Origin of the sequence: Caballeronia sp. NCF2, assembly GCF_023631205.1 — a bacterium.
GTDB lineage: Bacteria > Pseudomonadota > Gammaproteobacteria > Burkholderiales > Burkholderiaceae > Caballeronia > Caballeronia zhejiangensis.
In genome coordinates, this window is record NZ_JALQDN010000012.1 from 1 (window position 1) to 17015 (window position 17015).

14 protein-coding genes and 1 tRNA gene are annotated in these 17015 nt (G+C 64.0%); 7 read left to right on the forward strand and 8 right to left on the reverse strand.

Going from position 1 to position 17015, the window contains the following annotated elements; translation table 11 throughout:
• Positions 1-724 precede the first annotated feature (724 nt).
• Complete coding sequence (mfd, locus tag NCS02_RS07135) at positions 725-4201, reverse strand: transcription-repair coupling factor (protein ID WP_008349786.1); 3477 nt, start codon at positions 4199-4201, stop codon at positions 725-727.
• A 138-nt stretch (positions 4202-4339) separates the two neighbouring features.
• Here mfd and ispD point away from each other — a divergent pair, with 138 nt between their 5' ends.
• Together ispD and ispF are read left to right on the forward strand one after the other, a co-directional pair.
• On the forward strand, positions 4340-5062 hold the full coding sequence (gene ispD / locus NCS02_RS07140; RefSeq protein ID WP_008349782.1) for a 2-C-methyl-D-erythritol 4-phosphate cytidylyltransferase: 723 nt from the start codon (positions 4340-4342) through the stop codon (positions 5060-5062).
• A gap of 26 nt (positions 5063-5088) precedes the next feature.
• Entirely contained in the window at positions 5089-5580 is a 492-nt protein-coding gene (gene ispF / locus NCS02_RS07145; RefSeq protein WP_008349780.1) for a 2-C-methyl-D-erythritol 2,4-cyclodiphosphate synthase, read from the forward strand.
• A 16-nt stretch (positions 5581-5596) separates the two neighbouring features.
• Here ispF and NCS02_RS07150 read toward each other — a convergent pair whose 3' ends face one another.
• The 4 genes from NCS02_RS07150 to ompR all read right to left on the reverse strand — a co-directional run bounded on the left by NCS02_RS07150 (position 5597) and on the right by ompR (position 9083).
• Positions 5597-6121 carry a carboxymuconolactone decarboxylase family protein gene (locus tag NCS02_RS07150; protein WP_008349777.1) on the reverse strand — a complete coding sequence of 175 codons (525 nt, stop codon included), beginning with the start codon at positions 6119-6121 and terminating at the stop codon, positions 5597-5599.
• 89 nt (positions 6122-6210) lie between these two features.
• Positions 6211-6759: a peroxiredoxin gene (locus tag NCS02_RS07155; protein WP_008349775.1), complete on the reverse strand. Its 549-nt coding sequence runs from the start codon at positions 6757-6759 to the stop codon at positions 6211-6213.
• Positions 6760-6931: 172 nt separating this feature from the next.
• Positions 6932-8296, reverse strand: coding sequence for an ATP-binding protein (locus NCS02_RS07160; RefSeq protein WP_008349773.1), 1365 nt, complete (start codon positions 8294-8296; stop codon positions 6932-6934).
• 61 nt (positions 8297-8357) lie between these two features.
• Positions 8358-9083 carry an osmolarity response regulator transcription factor OmpR gene (ompR, locus tag NCS02_RS07165; RefSeq protein WP_008349770.1) on the reverse strand — a complete coding sequence of 242 codons (726 nt, stop codon included), beginning with the start codon at positions 9081-9083 and terminating at the stop codon, positions 8358-8360.
• Between the two features lie 244 nt (positions 9084-9327).
• Here ompR and NCS02_RS07170 point away from each other — a divergent pair, with 244 nt between their 5' ends.
• Positions 9328-9693 (forward strand): hypothetical protein, encoded by a 366-nt coding sequence (locus NCS02_RS07170; RefSeq protein ID WP_008349768.1) that lies wholly within the window; start codon positions 9328-9330, stop codon positions 9691-9693.
• 16 nt (positions 9694-9709) lie between these two features.
• On the forward strand, positions 9710-10561 hold the full coding sequence (locus tag NCS02_RS07175; protein WP_244808069.1) for a DUF1501 domain-containing protein: 852 nt from the start codon (positions 9710-9712) through the stop codon (positions 10559-10561).
• Here NCS02_RS07175 and NCS02_RS07180 read toward each other — a convergent pair.
• Both NCS02_RS07180 and NCS02_RS07185 read right to left on the reverse strand, forming a co-directional pair.
• Complete coding sequence (locus NCS02_RS07180) at positions 10558-11400, reverse strand: squalene/phytoene synthase family protein (RefSeq protein ID WP_175982919.1); 843 nt, start codon at positions 11398-11400, stop codon at positions 10558-10560. The genes NCS02_RS07175 and NCS02_RS07180 overlap by 4 nt on opposite strands.
• A gap of 168 nt (positions 11401-11568) precedes the next feature.
• Positions 11569-11655 (reverse strand) — tRNA-Leu (locus NCS02_RS07185).
• Between the two features lie 272 nt (positions 11656-11927).
• Here NCS02_RS07185 and NCS02_RS07190 point away from each other — a divergent pair.
• Positions 11928-12296 (forward strand): DUF2946 domain-containing protein, encoded by a 369-nt coding sequence (locus tag NCS02_RS07190; protein ID WP_008349763.1) that lies wholly within the window; start codon positions 11928-11930, stop codon positions 12294-12296.
• Between the two features lie 141 nt (positions 12297-12437).
• Positions 12438-13868, forward strand: coding sequence for a PepSY-associated TM helix domain-containing protein (locus NCS02_RS07195; RefSeq protein ID WP_244808070.1), 1431 nt, complete (start codon positions 12438-12440; stop codon positions 13866-13868).
• 24 nt (positions 13869-13892) lie between these two features.
• On the opposite strand, the gene NCS02_RS07200 is transcribed toward NCS02_RS07195, so the two are convergent.
• Entirely contained in the window at positions 13893-15041 is a 1149-nt protein-coding gene (locus tag NCS02_RS07200; RefSeq protein ID WP_008349758.1) for a glycerate kinase family protein, read from the reverse strand.
• A 528-nt stretch (positions 15042-15569) separates the two neighbouring features.
• On the opposite strand from NCS02_RS07200, the gene tig reads away from it, so the two are divergent.
• Complete coding sequence (tig, locus tag NCS02_RS07205) at positions 15570-16916, forward strand: trigger factor (RefSeq protein WP_008349757.1); 1347 nt, start codon at positions 15570-15572, stop codon at positions 16914-16916.
• The last annotated feature ends 99 nt before the right edge of the window (positions 16917-17015 follow it).

The window sequence follows — 17015 nt, forward strand, 5'->3', positions numbered from 1 at the left end:
GCTGTGAGCCCATGTAACACAAACGGGCTACCGCTTCGAGCGAACGGGAGAGATCAGCTTCCGGACGCCAGATTCAAGATACAAGTAACCAAAGAAAGCAGCTTCCGATACGCCCGCGGTCACACGCAATTTGGGTAGTCCTCTCGTCCATCGTGGGCTGCCTAAAGAGTGCCCTCATAGGCCCCATCGGGCTTGGCTCGCGCACGGTCTGTCACATCGCACCACACACCAAACTGGTTCAGCACCAAATAGCTCCAGCCCGCTTCGCGGCCGACCGGTCAAGCGGGTCTGCGTGTGCTTTGCTACTAAATTCTCTCTCGCACCGCACATGCAAACCTATGGTTTCCCTTGCAGACCCGGCGGCAGCGCGTAGCGCTGTGCCGAAGCTCTTTCGTGCTGAACCAACGTTCTGAACACCTTCGGGCGGCAGACCGTGCGCGAGCCAAGCCCGATTAGGTGTTTGAGGGCACTCTTTAGGCGAGTGCCGCCTGTGACGAGAGGACTACCCAAATTGCGTGTGACCGCGGGCCTGAAGAGCTGCTTTCTTTGCTTACTTTCTTTGCAGCAGCAAAGAAAGTGAGTGCCGCCCCGCACAGGGGCAGTGCTAATAGACCGACGCGAGACCGGGATCCGGCGACTACAGTAAGCAAAGTGAGCCCCACCCCGCACAGGAGGCAACGCTGACAGACCGAAAGCAAATCGGAATCCGGCGAAAACAAAAAAATCACCGAACAACAGCGGCCGGTTTCCGAACCGGCCCCCCCAACGCCCGCAACGTCTCCTTGACAGTAGAGATCCGCACCGAGAGATCGGGACTCCGCGACTCGATGCGCAACTTGTCCTGACCCGCGAGCTTGATGTGCTTATGCTTCTGCACCATCTCGATGATTTTCATGCCATCGACGGGCGGATTCGGAACGAACTGCAGCGAGATCGACTGCTCGCCCGCGTCAATCTTCGAGATGCCGAGCGGTTTCGCAGCAAGACGCAGCCGATGCGTCTCCACGAGCGCATGCGCCTGCGGCGGCAGCTTCCCAAATCGATCGACGAGCTCTTCGAGAATGCCATCGATCGCATCGCTCGATTCGCAGTTCGCGAGCCGCTTGTACAACGACAAACGCTCCTGCACATCGGCGCAGTAATCGGCGGGCAGAATCGCGGGCGCGTGCAGATTGATCTCGGTCGTTGCCGCAAGCGGGGCGTTCAGATCCGGCTCGCGGCCTTCGCGCAGCGCGCGCACGGCGTCGTTCAGCATGTCGGTGTAAAGCTGGAAGCCGATCTCGTGAATCTCGCCCGATTGCTTGTCGCCGAGCACCTCGCCCGTACCGCGAATCTCCAGGTCGTGCATCGCGAGATAAAAACCCGAGCCGAGTTCCTCCATCTGCTGAATGGCTTCGAGCCGCCGCTGCGCCTGCTTCGTCAGCGATTGCGGATCGTGCACCAGCAAATACGCATACGCCTGGTGATGCGAACGCCCGACACGTCCGCGCAACTGATGCAACTGCGCAAGACCGAACTTGTCCGCACGATGCATGAGGATCGTGTTCGCGCTCGGCACGTCGATGCCGGTCTCGATGATCGTCGTGCACAACAGCACGTTCGCGCGCTGGCCGACGAAATCGCGCATCACGCGTTCGAGCTCGCGCTCGTGCATCTGTCCGTGCGCAACCGCGATGCGCGCCTCGGGCACCAGCGCTTCGAGCATCGCGCGCCGATTCTCGATCGTCTCGACTTCGTTGTGCAGGAAGTAAACCTGGCCGCCGCGCTTCAGTTCGCGCAGCATCGCCTCGCGGATCACGCCGTCTTCCTCGCGCCGCACGAAAGTCTTGATCGCGAGCCGCTTCTGCGGCGCGGTCGCGATCACGGAAAAATCACGCAGGCCTTCGAGCGCCATGCCGAGCGTGCGCGGAATCGGCGTCGCGGTGAGCGTGAGCACGTCGACCTCGGCGCGCAATGCCTTGAGCGCCTCCTTCTGCCGCACGCCGAAGCGATGCTCCTCATCGATGATCACGAGCCCGAGCCGCTTGAACTTCACATCGCTCGACAAGAGTTTGTGTGTGCCAATGACGATATCGACCGAGCCTTCGTTGATCTGCTGCACGGCCGTCGAAACTTCCTTGCCGGTCTTGAAGCGCGACAGTTCCGCGATGCGCACCGGCCAGTCGGCGAAACGGTCGGTGAAGGTCTGCGTGTGCTGTTCCGCAAGCAGCGTCGTCGGCGAAAGAATCGCGACCTGCTTGCCCGCCATCACCGCGATGAACGCGGCGCGCAGCGCGACTTCCGTTTTGCCGAAGCCGACGTCGCCGCACACGAGACGGTCCATCGGTTTGCCGCTCGTCATGTCGCCGATGACGGCTGCGATCGCCGCCGCCTGATCGGGCGTTTCCTCGAAGCCGAAGCTCTCCGCGAACTTGGTGTAGTCGCGCGGCTCGAGCTTGAACGCATAACCTTCGCGCGCCGCGCGGCGCGCGTAAAGGTTGAGCAGCTCGGCGGCCGTATCGCGAATCTGCTGCGCGGCCTTGCGTTTGGCTTTTTCCCACTGGCCGGAGCCGAGCGTATGCAGCGGCGCGCTTTCCGGGTCCGCGCCGCTGTAGCGCGAGATCACATGCAATTGCGCGACCGGCACATACAGCTTCGCCTCGTTCTGATACTCGAGATGCAGGAATTCGGTTTCACCTTCGCCGAGGTCCATCGACACGAGGCCCATGTATCGGCCGATGCCATGCTGCGCATGCACGACGGGATCGCCGACCTTCAGCTCGGCGAGATCGCGCACCATCGAATCGACGTTGCTCGCCTGCTCCTGACGACGCCGTCCGGCGCGGCGCGCGAGCGGTCCGTAAAGCTCCGTCTCGGTGACGATCGACAGCTTCTCCAACGGCAGCGCGAAACCGTTGGCGAGCGGCGCGATGCCGAGCGTGAACTTGCCGTCGGCGGTCAGCCATTCGTGGAACGTGTCGCGCAATTCGCCGCGCAGGCCGTTGTCGGCGAGCAATTGCTGGATCGTCTCGCGACGTCCCGCCGATTCCGCGACGAGCATCACGCGATTGTCCGTCTGCTCCAGATAGTGACGCAGCGCGAGCAAAGGCTCGTCGGCGTGACGGTCGATCGCGAGGCCCGGCAGCGGCACGGCCCAGCCGCCTTCGGGCGTCGCGGGAAACTTCAACTGCGCGAAGGGCTTCGCGAACGTGAAGAAGTCGTCGTCTGTCAGAAAGAGCCGGCGCGGTTCGAGCAAGGGCCGCTCGCGATCGTGCGAAAGGAAGTCGTAGCGCTGCTTCGTGTCGTGCGTGAAGCGCTTGATCGCGGCGTCCATATCGCCGACAAACGCGAGCTGCGAGCCTTGCGGCAAGTAATGAAAGAGCGTCGCGGTTTCATCGAAGAAGAGCGGCAGATAGTATTCGATGCCCGCCGAGGGCACGCCATTGCCCATGTCCTTGTAAATCTGCGAGCGGCTCGGATCGCCCTCGAAGACCTCTCGCCAGCGGCTGCGAAAGGCGGTGCGCGCGGCTTCGTCGAACGGGAACTCGCGGCCCGGCAGCAGGCGCACGTCGCGCACCGGATAAAGGCTGCGCTGCGTGTCCGGATCGAACGCGCGGATGGAGTCCACCTGGTCGTCGAACAGATCGATGCGATACGGCAGCGCCGAGCCCATCGGATAGAGATCGATGAGCGAGCCGCGCACGCAATACTCGCCCGGCCGCACGACCTGGCTCACGTGCTCGTAACCCGCGAGCGTCAATTGCGCCTTGAGCTTCGCTTCGTCGAGCCGCTCGCCCTGCGTGAACGAGAACGTGTAAGCCGCGAGAAACGACGCGGGCGGCATGCGATAGAGCGCGGTCGTCGCCGGGACGATGAGGATGTCGCAGCGGCCTTCGCCGAGATCGTGCAGCGTCGCGAGACGTTCCGAGACGAGATCCTGGTGCGGCGAAAACGTGTCGTACGGCAGCGTCTCCCAGTCGGGCAGAAGGCGCACGCGCGCATCGGGCGCGAAGTAGGGGATTTCGGCGGCGAGACGCTGCGCATCGACTGCGCTCGCGGTGACGACCGTCAGGAGCGGCACGCTCTCGCGATACGCGGCGTAGTAGCGCGCGATGGCGAGCGCATCGGACGAGCCGGAAGCGCCATCGAAGACGAAGCGCTGACCCGGTTTCACGAGCGCGATGGGAGAACTGGACTGCGCGTTGACGGCTTTGGAAGGCATAAGGTGTGCATGGAGCCGTCCGGCAAACGCGGGTTCGGAGAGTCGAACCGGCGTGCGCGGGACGTGGTCGCGAAAGACCTATTATAAAATCCGGGCTTCAACTTTACTTGTTCACCTCATCTGCTCGACTATTCGCCCGTGACTTCGCGCCTGTTCTCACTGATTCCCTGCGCCGGCACCGGCAGCCGCTCCGGCGCGCCGATGCCGAAGCAATACCAGACGATCGCGGGCCGCCCAATGCTCGCGTACACGCTCGCGGCGTTCGACGCGTGCTCCGAATTCTCGCAGACGCTCGTCGTGCTCGCACCGGACGACAACCACTTCGACGCGCGCCGCTTCGCCGGATTGCGCTTCGCGGTCGAGCGCTGCGGCGGCGCCTCGCGGCAAGCGTCGGTGTACAACGGGCTCGTCGCGCTCGCGAAATTCGGCGCGCGCGAAGACGACTGGGTCCTCGTGCACGACGCCGCGCGCCCCGGCATCACGCCGGAGCTGATTCGCAAGCTTGTCGCGGAACTGCGCGACGATGCGGTCGGCGGCATTCTCGCGCTGCCGGTCGCGGACACGCTGAAACGCGTCGCACCGAACATGCCCGATGTCCCCACGGACGACGTGCGCGTCGCGCGCACCGAATCGCGCGACGGGCTCTGGCAGGCGCAGACGCCGCAAATGTTCCGGCTCGGCATGCTGCGCGAAGCGATCGAGCGTGCGCGTCACGACGGCCACGACCTGACGGACGAAGCGAGCGCGATCGAATGGCTCGGTCATTCGCCGAAACTGGTTCAGGGCAGTCTGCGCAACTTCAAGGTGACGTATCCGGAGGATTTCGCGCTCGCGGGCGCGATGCTTTCGGCCGGCGCCTGACTCACACTCAACAAAGGTTTGGATCGATGGATTTCAGAATCGGACAAGGGTACGACGTCCACCAGCTCGTCGAAGGCCGCCCGCTCATCATCGGCGGCGTGACGATTCCCTACGAGCGCGGTCTGCTCGGCCACTCGGACGCCGACGTGCTGCTGCACGCGATCACCGATGCGCTGTTCGGCGCGGCGTCGCTCGGCGACATCGGCAGGCATTTCCCGGACACGGCGACCGAATTCGCCGGCGCGGACAGCCGCGTGCTGCTGCGCGAGGCGTTCCGGCGCGTGTCGGAGGCGGGTTTCGCGATCGCGAACGTCGACAGCACGATCATCGCGCAGGCGCCGAAACTCAGCTCCCATATCGATGCCATGCGCGAAAACATCGCCGCCGATCTCGATCTTTCAATGGATCGCGTGAACGTCAAGGCCAAGACGAACGAGAAGCTCGGCTATCTCGGGCGCAAGGAAGGCATCGAAGCGCAGGCCGCGGTGCTTTTGCGCCGGACGTCAATCGACGGCTAAAGCGCGGCGGGAAGCGCTATTTCCCTTCGGCTTCGATCGTCAGCGCGACGGCGTTGATCACCGCGGCGATGCGGCCGACGTCGCGCAGTTGCGTCGTCGACATGCCTTCGGCCACGAGATTCTCGTAGTGCGATTTCACGCAGAAATGGCACTTGCCGACGATCGACGCCGCGAGCGCGTACATCTCGAAGCGCCGCTTGTCGACGCCGCCGTGCGACGCATACGCGTTCATGCGCAAGTTCGCGGGCTGCGTCTTGAGATCGGCGTTGTCGGCCATTTCCAGGTACGGATACCAGACGTTGTTCATGCCCATCAGCGCGGCCGCGGTGAGCACGGCGTTCGTCTCTTCGGGCGACAGCGCGCCCGAGTTGCGAATGATGGCGACGAGCTTCGTCGCTTTCGCGGCAAACGCGGCGGCGAGCGCGACGCCAGCCGCATCGCTTCCTTCGAGCGATGAACGCGCGATCGTGCCGTCGACGTTAAGGCGAATGTCCTTCGCGTAATCGGGCACCAGTTCCTTGATCGCAGACAGAAATTCCATTGTTTGCTCCTGTTCGATGGCATTAAAAAGCCCGCCGATCGGCCGAATACACTCGGCTCGATGGCGGGCTTCGCGGCATCCGGAAACGCTTACAGCGTCGCGCCGCCGACGGCACGGTTGCACGGGCAGAGTTCGTCCGTTTGCAAGCCGTCGAGAATGCGCAAGATTTCTTCCGGGCTGCGGCCGACGTTCAGGTTATTGACCGAGACGTGCTGAATGACGTTGTCCGGATCGACGATGAACGTCGCGCGCAACGCCACGCCTGCTTCCTTGTCGCGCACGCCGAGTTGATCGATCAGTTCGCCTTTCACGTCGCCGAACGAGTAATGGTTCAGCTTGTTCAGGTCTTTGTGCTCGCGGCGCCATGCCAGCTTGACGAACTCGTTGTCTACGCTGCCGCCGAGCAGAACCGCGTCGCGGTCCTCGAAATCGGCCGCCAGCTTCGCGAATTCGACGATCTCCGTCGGGCAGACAAACGTGAAATCTTTCGGATAGAAATAGATGATCTTCCACTTGCCGGGGAAAGACTGCTCGGTGATTTCCTCGAACGCCGACTGGCCGTTCTCTTCGTGATGGTTGAAACCCGGCTTCGCAGCGGTGACAGTGAATGCTTCGACTTTATCGCCAACGGTCTTCATGCGGAAAACTCCTGTGAAATCGTTGAAAGGACAAACTCCAGCCAAACTACCGTATCGCCGTAACGCTCGCGTGACACGTTCATGCCAGGCCGCGCCGAGCGTTGAACCGCTTCATCTTAACCAGAATTAAAAGAGTGCTTCGCCCGTTTCCAGCTTCCGAAACGGGCGCGCTCTAGCCTTCGAAGCGCACGCCGCCTTTCATCGGCGGGAAGTCGATGGTGACTTCGAAGCCGGGCAGAGGCGTGCGGTTGCGCAGACGCAGCGTGCCGCGCTGTCGCGTGACGAGGCGCTGCACGATCGCCATGCCGAGACCGGTGCCGTTCGCCTGCGTGCGCGCCGTATCGACGCGATAGAACGGACGCGTAATGAGCGCGACCTGATCGTCGGGGATGCCGCGGCCCTCGTCCATCACGGAGAGCTCGACCCTGCCGTGCGCGACGCGCGTCTGCAGCGTGATGCGGGCGATGTCGTCGTGTTCGCTGCGGCCGTACTTGCGCGCGTTTTCAAGCAGGTTGCCGACCACGCGCCGCGCATCCGTCGGATCGCCTTCGATGACCGCGCCCTGGGCGAGATCCGTCCGCATGACGACGCCGTCGTCGGCCTGGAAGCGGGCGGCGAGTTCGCTCGCGATCATCGACAGGTCGACGGCCTCGGGCATGCGCTGCATCGGCCGCGCATAGTCGAGAAAGCGCCCGATGATCATGTCCATCTGCTCGATGTCGTCGATCATCGCGAGCTTGGTCGCTTCGTCCGACGGGCTCATCTCCGTCTCCAGCCGCAGGCGCGCAAGCGGCGTGCGCAGATCGTGCGAGATGCCCGCGAGCATCAGCGCACGGTCGGCCTCGAGCTGCTCGAGATCCTGCACCATCTGGTTGAAGCTTCGATTGGTTTCGGCAGCAACGCCCATGCCGCGTTCGGGCAAGGGTTCGGGCGATTGCCCCGAACCGACCTTGCGCGCGGCGAGCGCGAGACGCGCGAATGGCCGATTCACGAGACTTGTGATGAACGCCGCGCCGAACAGCGACAGCGCGAGCGCGAACACGCCCCAACCGGCCCATTGCAGGCCGGTCACGGTGTCGAGCTGATCGCGATCGAGGGCGACCCAGTAATCGTCGTCGTCGATCTTGAAGCTGATCCATACGCCCGGAATGTCGTTCACCGACTGCGCGATGATCGTCTCGTTGCCGAGCCGCCCGCGCACGTCGCGCTCGATCAGCCGGTTGAGCGATTCATCGGGCTGGAGTTTGTATTTGTCGGTGGTCTCGCGCGGATACACGCGCACGCCTTCGTTGCTCTCCAGATCCTGAAGCAGCGCGCGGCGCAGATCGGGGTCGGAATAGAGCAGGGCGGTGCGCGTGAGCTTGACCACGGCGACGAGCTGAAGCGCCACGCGCTGCGCACGCGGCTCGCGCTCGATGACGCGAAAGCTCTGGAACCACGCCGTGAGACTGACTGCGATGAGCAGCGCGATCAGCGCGAAGGTTCGCCAGAACAGGCCGCCGAACGCGAGCGCCAGTAGCCGCCTGTCGATTCGCATGAGTCTGTCGGGTTCGGCTCGGTGAAGGGGAGAGAGCGTGACGAAACTCGCTTAGGATCGATCAGGCTGCGCCGTCGGGAATGAACACGTAGCCGAGGCCCCACACGGTCTGGATGAAACGCGGACTGCTGGGATCGGGCTCGATCAGCTTGCGCAGACGCGATATCTGCACGTCGAGGCTGCGGTCGAACACTTCGTACTCACGGCCGCGTGCGAGCTCCATCAGCTTTTCGCGCGAAAGCGGCTGGCGCGGATGGCGCGCGAACACTTTGAGTACCGAAAATTCGCCGGTGGTCAGCGGGATTTCCTGGCCGTTCTTCGTGAGCGTGCGCGTCGCGAGATTCAGTGCAAATTCGCCGAACTCGAACACTTCGGTGGTTTCTGACGGCGCGCCCGGCAATTCGGACGGCGTCTGACGCCGCAGCACCGCATGAATGCGCGCGACGAGTTCGCGCGGATTGAAAGGCTTCGGCAGATAGTCGTCCGCGCCCATTTCGAGGCCGACGATGCGATCGACATCTTCACCCTTCGCGGTGAGCATGATGATCGGCGTGCGATCGTTGCTGCCGCGCAGACGCCGGCAGATGGAAAGACCGTCTTCGCCGGGAAGCATCAGATCGAGGACGAGCAGATCGAAACGCTCGCGCACCCACAACTTGTTCATCGACGGGGCGTTTTCCGCAACGTACACGTTGAAGCCCTGTTCACCGAGGTATCGGCGCAACAGATCGCGCAGGCGCGGATCGTCGTCGACGACGAGAATTTTTGAAGGGTTCTTGGTTTCCATGGCGGCATCTTAGCGCGTTTGTTCAAACGCCGAGTTTGTAACAAAAGCGAGTGTAACAGTTCGTTACAAAATTTACGGGGCCTGTGGCACGGCCTAGGGGTTTGCTGCGTACACTGCTTTACCTAAGCCCGCCATTCGGTAGATACTCCATTAGACCAGTGCGTCGCGCGGCACGACCAAGCCGCTTCGAGACGTGCGCGAAAAGACTGAGGCTGTCCGGTTGTCGAGCAACGAAGGGAACAACATGAAGGGAGCGCGGCAGCGCGGACCCGTGCGCAACGAGCGCATTCTCAGAAAGACACTTCTTGCCAGTGCGCTCTACGCAGTACTGAGCACGCCTCACGCCTATGCACAACCGGCAGGCTTCGATCGCGGCATCGCGAGTTCCCCGAATCGTTTCGATGGCAGAATGATTCGCGCGCAGCAGCGCGTGGGCAAAGGTTCGGGGTCGTCGAGCCACGATCCGAAGACCGCGGCCATGCAACCCATTCAGCAAGTGGATCAAGCGCCGCCCGCGCGCCCGCCGCGCCACACCGTGATGACCGCCGACGAGCGCCGTCTCTTGCGGCAGCATATCGAAGAAGCGGTGCGCGATCTCTACAAGCGGTAAGCGGCGCGTGCCCGCGATGGACCGACGTGAATTTCTCTCGATTGCCGGTGCGTTCGCGGGAGGTCTCGGCAGCATCGGCGATGCGTGCGCCATCGCACATTCCGACACTTCCTCTGCTTCGATTCGCTCCCTCGTGATCGTCGACCTCGACGGCGGCAACGATGCGCTCAACACAGTCATCCCGATCGCCGATGCGCGTTATCGCGTGTTGCGGCCGAAACTCGCGATATCGAAAGACCGCGCATTGATGCTCGATGAACGCACCGCCTTGCATCCGTCGCTGTTGCCGTTGATGAGCGCGTGGCGCGCCAACGAAATGGCGATCGTGCAGGGCGTCGGCTATGACGCGCCCAATCGCTCGCATTTCCGCTCGCGACAGATCTGGGACACGGCATCGCATGCCGATGAATATCGCGCCGGCGGCTGGCTCGATCGCGTGAACCTGAAGGTGACGCACATCACCTTGCACGGCTTCGACACGCACGAGCGTCAGTCGCACCGGCATGCGGCGCTGCTGGCCACGCTGGCAGAGCGGCTCGCGTCGCTGCGGGCGTCGCTGATCGCGTCCGGCGCATGGAGCCGCACGCTCGTGATGACGCGCTCGGAGTTCGGACGGGCCGCGCGCGAGAACGCCGCGGGCGGCACCGACCACGGCGCGGCCGCGGCGCATTTCATGATGGGCGGAGGCGTGCGCGGCGGACTCTTCGGCATGCCACCGCGACTCGATCGACTCGATGCGGACGGCGGCTTGTCCGTCGGCGTCGACTTCAGAACGCTCTATGCCACGGTGCTCGACGCATGCGGGCAGATCGATTCGTCATCGATTCTCGGCGCGCGCTTCGCGCCATTGCCGATCCTTCGCGTCTAACGCGTCTTCCATGTGATCCACAGCTTGCGGATCGGCGTGAGTGCGATGCGTTGATGCAGCACCCGAAAGTTCTCCCGTTCGATCTCGTCGAAAAGCGCGAAGGACAGCGCTGCCTGCGCGCGCAGCACGCGTTGCGTCGCGCGCTCCGAAGCGGGAATCGCGGCCAGCGCGTCGTCTAGCGCCTGGCGGGCGCGGCTGGTCTGAAAGCGCATGAGGTCCGTGAACGTATCGCCGTACTTGCGATTGATGATGTCCGCGGCCGTCACGTTGAATCGCTGCAACTCGTCGATGGGAATATAGATGCGGCCATTGCGCGCATCGCCGCCGATGTCCTGAACGCGCTCGGCGAGCAGCAACGCGGATCCGAGCGGCGCGGCCCACGACGCGGCCTGCTGCGGATTGCGCGCGCTCGCGCGTGCAACGGCCGTCGCGAATGCGCCGCCCGTCTGATCGAGGTAACGCCGCAAGCCGGGCCAGTCGAGGTAGCGCGCCTGATCGAGATCCATGCCGAAGCCGTCGACGATCGCGGCAAGCGATGCGCGTCCGGCATCGTCGAGAACCGGATGCGCGGCATCGCCCGCGTGCGCCTGCAACGCTTTCGTGACCGGATGCGTGGGCTCGCCGCCATCGAGCCGCCCGAGTTCGCTTTGCCACCATGCGTGCTTGGTGCGGCCGATGGTCGGATCGCTCGTCTCCTTCACGGTCTCTTCGAGCTCGCGATAAAGCGCATAGAGCGCGGTCAGAAGCGGCTGGCTCGCAGCCGGCGCGCGGCGCAGCGCGTAGTACGTGCCCGAACCTTCAGGCGCGGCTTTTTGCTGGCAGTAATCGTCGAAATTCACGAACGGAGCTTGTGGGAGTTCGAGGGGAGGCGGGGTCGGTTCTGGTCGTGCGGTTGGCCGCGCGGCGTTCATTTTATCCGGCGAGGCGCGGCTTCGCTGCGCAGCGGCGGCAGCATCAGCCGGCCGCAAAAACAAAAAACCCCTTTGCCGATGAAAGGGGTTTTCGTGTGGTGCGAGGAGCGGGACTCGAACCCGCACACCCTTGCGGGCGTCAGGACCTAAACCTGGTGCGTCTACCAATTTCGCCATCCTCGCAGCACGGCAGGCGCTCTGGGCTCTTGGGGATGATGACCCGCGCCCGGCGATGCCGCCGTGTCCGGCACCGGTCCACTGTGCCAAGCCCGAGATTCTAACGCATTCATCTGGCGATGTCTGCGAAAATGCGTCGACGGTCCTGAGCTTAAGCGAGGCGCGAGAATCGTCGGCATGGCCGTCGATTCCGGCCATACGCGCCCGAAGATTGCGGCTCGCAGATCGGCTGCCTACAATCTCGTCACACTTCCGCTTCGGCATCGACATTCCCGCTCATGAACCGCAACGCGCGCAATCGCTTCGTCGCATGGCTCGGCATCGCCGCCATGTGGCTTGCCATCGTCGCGCCGGTCATCAGTCAGACGCTGGCCGCGCGCCAGGCCGCCAATCCGCAAGCGGTGCTTTGCACGGTCGATGCGACTGCAACGGACTCGCACGCCGGCCAGCACGACGCCGGGAGTCATGTCGACGCCTGCTCCTACTGCGGACTGCTCGCGCAGAATCTGCCGATCGTCACGGGCGTCGTGCATGACGTCGCGCTGATCGAACGCGTCACGCGCGTGCCTGCCTTCGCGAACGTCGAAGACGTCACCTCGAAATCCTTCAACGCCGCGAGCCCGCGCGCGCCGCCCGTCCTCTCCTGAAGCCTTCCTTCGTCTGACCGCATCGATGTTCGTCGCGCACATGAGCGCGATGAACGTACGACCGCTCGTCGGGAATATCGTCACGGCACTGACGGTACTTCAGATGCGCGCTCATCGCAAAAATACTCAACGAGATTCGCCATGCTTGCACCCGACCTGAACGCGGCGCCAGCGACGCCGAGCGCGGAAGTCATCGCGCATCGCCGCACGCTGTGGCGCTGGCATTTCTATGCGGCACTCTTCGTGATGCCGCTCCTCATCGTGCTCGCGATCACCGGCACGATCTACTGTTTTCAGCCGCAGATCGAGCCGCTGCTGTATCGCGACCGGATGATCGTCGCGGACACGCACGCCCCGCAACTGTCCCGCGATATCCTGCTCGCCAAGGCTGCCGCGAGCGAACCGCGCGGCACCGTACCGACGCTCGCGCAAATCGAAACCGATCGCACGCGCAGCGCCGAATTCGTCTTTCGCCTGCCATCGGGCGAGAGCGAAAGCGTCTACGTGAACCCGTACGACGGCACCGTGCTCGGCACGCTTTCCGTCGAACATCGATTGATGAAACAGGTGCGCAACCTGCATCGCGGCCTGATGCTCGGCAAGACCGGCGAGCTGCTGATGGAACTCGCCGGATGCTGGACGCTCGTGATGATCGGCACGGGTATCGCTCTGTGGTGGCCCAGCCGGTCGAACGCGAGACAGGGCGGCGTGTGGCTGCCCCGGCTATCGCTGCAAGGGCGCGCGTGGTGGCGCGATCTGCATGCGGTCGGCGGCGTGTGGCTCGCGGTCGGCGCGCTCTTTTTCGTTCTCTCGGGATTGCCGTGGTCGGGATCGTGGGGCAAGCAATTCAAGGCGCTTGCGACGACCGCATCGCTCGGATATCCGAAGGGCGCGTGGGGCGAGGCGCATGTGCATTCGACGGCCCCAGCGACCTCGAACAACAAACACGCGATGCACGGCATGCAGATGAAGATGGACGATCTGCCGCTGCATCAGACGCCGTGGGCCGTCGGCGCGACAACGGTGCCGGAAGGCGCGAATGCGTCGGCTTCGGCTGCGCGCGTGTCGATCGACGACGTGGTCGCGCTCGCCGCGAAAAACGGTGTCGCGGATGACTACGGCATCGCGCTTCCGTCCAAGCCGACGGGCGTCTACACGGTCTCGTATTTCCCCGCCGATCCGCGCGCCGAACGCACGCTGCACATCGATCAATACAGCGGCCGCGTGCTGTCCGACATCGATTACGCAAGCTACGGCGGCGTGGCGAAAGTGATCTCGTACGGCACGTCGCTGCATATGGGGCGCTACTTCGGGCTTCTGAACCAGATCGTCTGCTCGGCGATATCGCTCGGGCTCGCGGCGTTGTCCGTGACGGGCTTCATCATGTGGATGAAACGCCGGCCCGCGCGCGAACTCGGCGCGCCGGCGCGGCCCACGAAGCGCCCGCCGATGCGCGCCTGGCGCGGCAGCCTGACGTTGCTCGGCGTGATTTTCCCTTTGATGGGCGCGACCATGCTCGCCGTCTGGTGCTTCGACCGGCTTGCGTTCGGGGCCAAGCGCGCGGCTGCCTGACGAACCCGCGCGCCTCGTTCGGACTTATTTGGAACCGAATCTGAGGCGCGTGAGCTGCTCGGCTTCGTTGGCGAGCAGCCGCGCCGCATCGCGGATCGCCGTTTCGAGCGTGATCGGGCCGGGCGCCGGCGAGAAGCAGCCGCTGAAAAATTCGGAGAGCCGCGGCAGCGCGGCCGAATCGACGGCGCCCGACAGCAACGACGCCGGCACGCCGTGATCGCGCGCGTGCTTGCAGGCGATGAACGGCGCCTTGCCATGCAGCGTCTGCACGTCTGAACGGCCTTCGCCCGTGATGAGCCAGTTCGCGCCTTCGAGCGCGGCGTCGAGCCCGATTTCGCGCGCCACCACCTCCGCGCCGGTCTCGAAACGCGCGCCGAGCATGTGCAGCGCGAACCCGAGCCCGCCCGCCGCGCCCGCGCCGGGTTCGCTGCGTTTCGCGACGCCCATCGCGGGTTCGAGCAGATCGGCGAAATGGGCGAGGGCGGCGTCGATGGTGGGCACTTGCTCCGGCGTCACGCCTTTCTGCGGCCCGAAGACCGCCGTCGCGCCGTGATCGCCGGTGAGCGGATTGTCGACATCGGACATGCCGACGAACTCCGCGTCCTTCACGCGCGGATCGAGCCCGGAAGCGTCGATGCGCGCGACTCGCCCGAGCGCCGATGGCACCGGATGGAGCTCCTTGCCGTCTGCGTCGAAGAGTTTCAGCCCGAGGCCGACGAGCAGGCCCGCGCCGCCGTCGTTGGTGCTGCTGCCGCCGAGCGCCACATAGAATCTGCGCGCGCCGGAATCCAGCAGCGCGCGGATCGCCTCGCCCATGCCGAGCGTGCTGCGCTCGGTGACGGGCACGGCCATGCCGTCCGCATCCGTGATGCCCACGACTTCCGCCGTCTCGATAATTGCGCTGCCGTCGTCGAGCAGGCCCGTGGCGGCGTCGCGGCGTGCGGCGGCCGCGCCCCGCACGTTGAGCATGCGCCGCTCGCCGCCTGCCGAGAGCATCGCGTCGAGCGTGCCTTCGCCGCCGTCGGCCATCGGACGGATACGGATATCGGCGTCCGGCCGCGCGCGCCTGATGCCTTCCGCGATGGCGTTCGCGACGCCTTCCGCGGAGAGCGAGCCCTTGAACGAATCGGGAGCGATGACAACTACGGGAGCAGCGGACGTGGCGTTAGGCATGGTGTCTCGAATGTTCTGATGTGGAAGCAAGGATTGAAAAGCCGCGGCGAGGCTCCATCTATGCGTATGTCGCATGCGCTTCATGCCTTGCGGCAATGGATTGCGCGCCGGAGCGCTTCGCCGCTCGAATCATGCGCCGGCAAGCTTATCAGCGCGGCGCGCGACGCAAAATAGCGGCGTGCCGATAGCGGGAATTCTGCGCGGGAGAGCCGGTCGGCAAAACGCGGATTTACGCCGAAATGAGCGTCGAAAACTGGCACTTTTCGAGTCAAATCGGACCGAAACGCAGTGTTTGCAGGATCGTCGGGCGGACCGCGCGGAATAGTTTGCTAAAATGCTTGGCTCTGTTGACTGACACCGTGTCGGGCGACGTTCCGGCACTCCCGCGAGACGCTTATTCTGGGCGTCTTCCGGCGCCAGGCGTCGATTTCGGCCGGCTCAGGCAGAGGCCGCATCCGGACCCGCGCCTTTAGAACCGCGGAAGAACCGAACACCGAATTTACGATTTACTCTAGGACGATTTCAGCCATGGCTAACGTAGTTGAGAACCTCGGCAAGCTCGAACGCCGCGTGACGATTTCCCTGCCGAAGGACACGGTGCAGAAGGAAGTGGATTCGCGCATCCGCCAGTTGGCCAAGAATGTGCGCATGCCGGGTTTCCGCCCGGGCAAGGTGCCGCTCAAGATGGTGACGCAACAGTATGGCGGCCAGGTCGAAGCCGAAGTGCTGAGCGACAAGGTCGGCAAGGAATTCTTCGATGTCACGCGCGCCGAGAACCTGCGTGTCGCGGGCCAGCCGAGCTTCGCGCCGAAGTCGGAAGCCGCAACGGACGCCTACGCCTTCGACGCGACCTTCGAGGTCTATCCCGAAGTGCGCCTCGGCGACGTGGCGACCGCTGAAATCGAACGCACGGTCACGACCATCTCCGAAGCCGAAGTCGATCGCACGCTGGACATCCTGCGCAAGCAGCGCGTGCATTTCCACGCCCGCGGCGAAGCCGGCGAGCACGGCGACGGCGGCGCGGACACGGCAGCCAAGGAAGGCGACCGCGTAACGCTCGATTTCGTCGGCAAGATCGACGATGTCGCGTTCGAAGGCGGTAGCGCACAGGACTTCGCATTCGTGCTGGGCGAAGGCCGCATGCTGCCCGAGTTCGAGCAAGCCGCGACGGGCCTGAAGGTCGGCGAAGAGCGCACGTTCGACCTCAAGTTCCCGGATGACTACCACGGCAAGGACGTGGCGGGCAAGACGGCGCAATTCACGATCACCGTGAAGAAGATCGAATGGCCGCATCTGCCGGAAATCAACGCCGATTTCGCGAAGTCGCTCGGCATCGAAGACGGCGACCTCACGAAGATGCGCGCCGAGATCAAGGACAATCTGGAGCGTGAAGCGAAGCGCCGCACGCAGCAGATCGTGAAGAATCAGGTCATGGACGCGCTCCTGAAGATCTCCGAACTCGACGTGCCGAAGGCGCTGATCGAACAGGATCAGCAGCGCCTCGTCGAAATGGCTCGCCAGGACCTGCAACAACGCGGCGTGCCGAATGCAGCCGACGCGCCGATCCCGGCCGAAATGTTCGCCGAGCAGGCCGAGCGTCGCGTGAAGCTGGGCCTCGTGCTGGCCGAACTCGTGAAGGCCAACGAACTGCAGGCGAAGCCCGAGCAGATCCGCGCTGAAGTGGACGAATTCGCCAAGAGCTACGAAGACCCGAAGGAAGTCGTCCGCTGGTATTATTCGAACCAGCAGCGCCTCGCCGAGATGGAAGCGTACGTCGTCGAAAGCAACGTCGTCGATTTCGTCCTGGGCAAGGCCAAGGTGACCGACAAGGAAGTCAGCTTCGAGGAACTGGCCAGCGCAACGGCGCAAGCCTGACGCGTTAGGCAAGGGGCGTGCGGAGTCGTCGGACTGACGGCTCGCACGCCTTTTTTGCATTAAAGTTGGGCGTTTGCATGCCGTTCTAGTGGATGTTCC

Excerpts from the sequence above, each read along its gene's own strand:
- NCS02_RS07160 (WP_008349773.1), bottom strand. The coding sequence starts at position 8,296 with ATGCGAATCGACAGGCGGCTACTGGCGCTCGCGTTCGGCGGCCTGTTC.
- NCS02_RS07190 (WP_008349763.1), top strand. The coding sequence starts at position 11,928 with ATGAACCGCAACGCGCGCAATCGCTTCGTCGCATGGCTCGGCATCGCC.
- ispF (WP_008349780.1), top strand. The coding sequence starts at position 5,089 with ATGGATTTCAGAATCGGACAAGGGTACGACGTCCACCAGCTCGTCGAA.
- NCS02_RS07195 (WP_244808070.1), top strand. The coding sequence starts at position 12,438 with ATGCTTGCACCCGACCTGAACGCGGCGCCAGCGACGCCGAGCGCGGAA.
- NCS02_RS07170 (WP_008349768.1), top strand. The coding sequence starts at position 9,328 with ATGAAGGGAGCGCGGCAGCGCGGACCCGTGCGCAACGAGCGCATTCTC.
- NCS02_RS07155 (WP_008349775.1), bottom strand. The coding sequence starts at position 6,759 with ATGAAGACCGTTGGCGATAAAGTCGAAGCATTCACTGTCACCGCTGCG.
- NCS02_RS07175 (WP_244808069.1), top strand. The coding sequence starts at position 9,710 with ATGGACCGACGTGAATTTCTCTCGATTGCCGGTGCGTTCGCGGGAGGT.
- tig (WP_008349757.1), top strand. The coding sequence starts at position 15,570 with ATGGCTAACGTAGTTGAGAACCTCGGCAAGCTCGAACGCCGCGTGACG.
- NCS02_RS07150 (WP_008349777.1), bottom strand. The coding sequence starts at position 6,121 with ATGGAATTTCTGTCTGCGATCAAGGAACTGGTGCCCGATTACGCGAAG.
- ompR (WP_008349770.1), bottom strand. The coding sequence starts at position 9,083 with ATGGAAACCAAGAACCCTTCAAAAATTCTCGTCGTCGACGACGATCCG.
- mfd (WP_008349786.1), bottom strand. The coding sequence starts at position 4,201 with ATGCCTTCCAAAGCCGTCAACGCGCAGTCCAGTTCTCCCATCGCGCTC.
- NCS02_RS07200 (WP_008349758.1), bottom strand. The coding sequence starts at position 15,041 with ATGCCTAACGCCACGTCCGCTGCTCCCGTAGTTGTCATCGCTCCCGAT.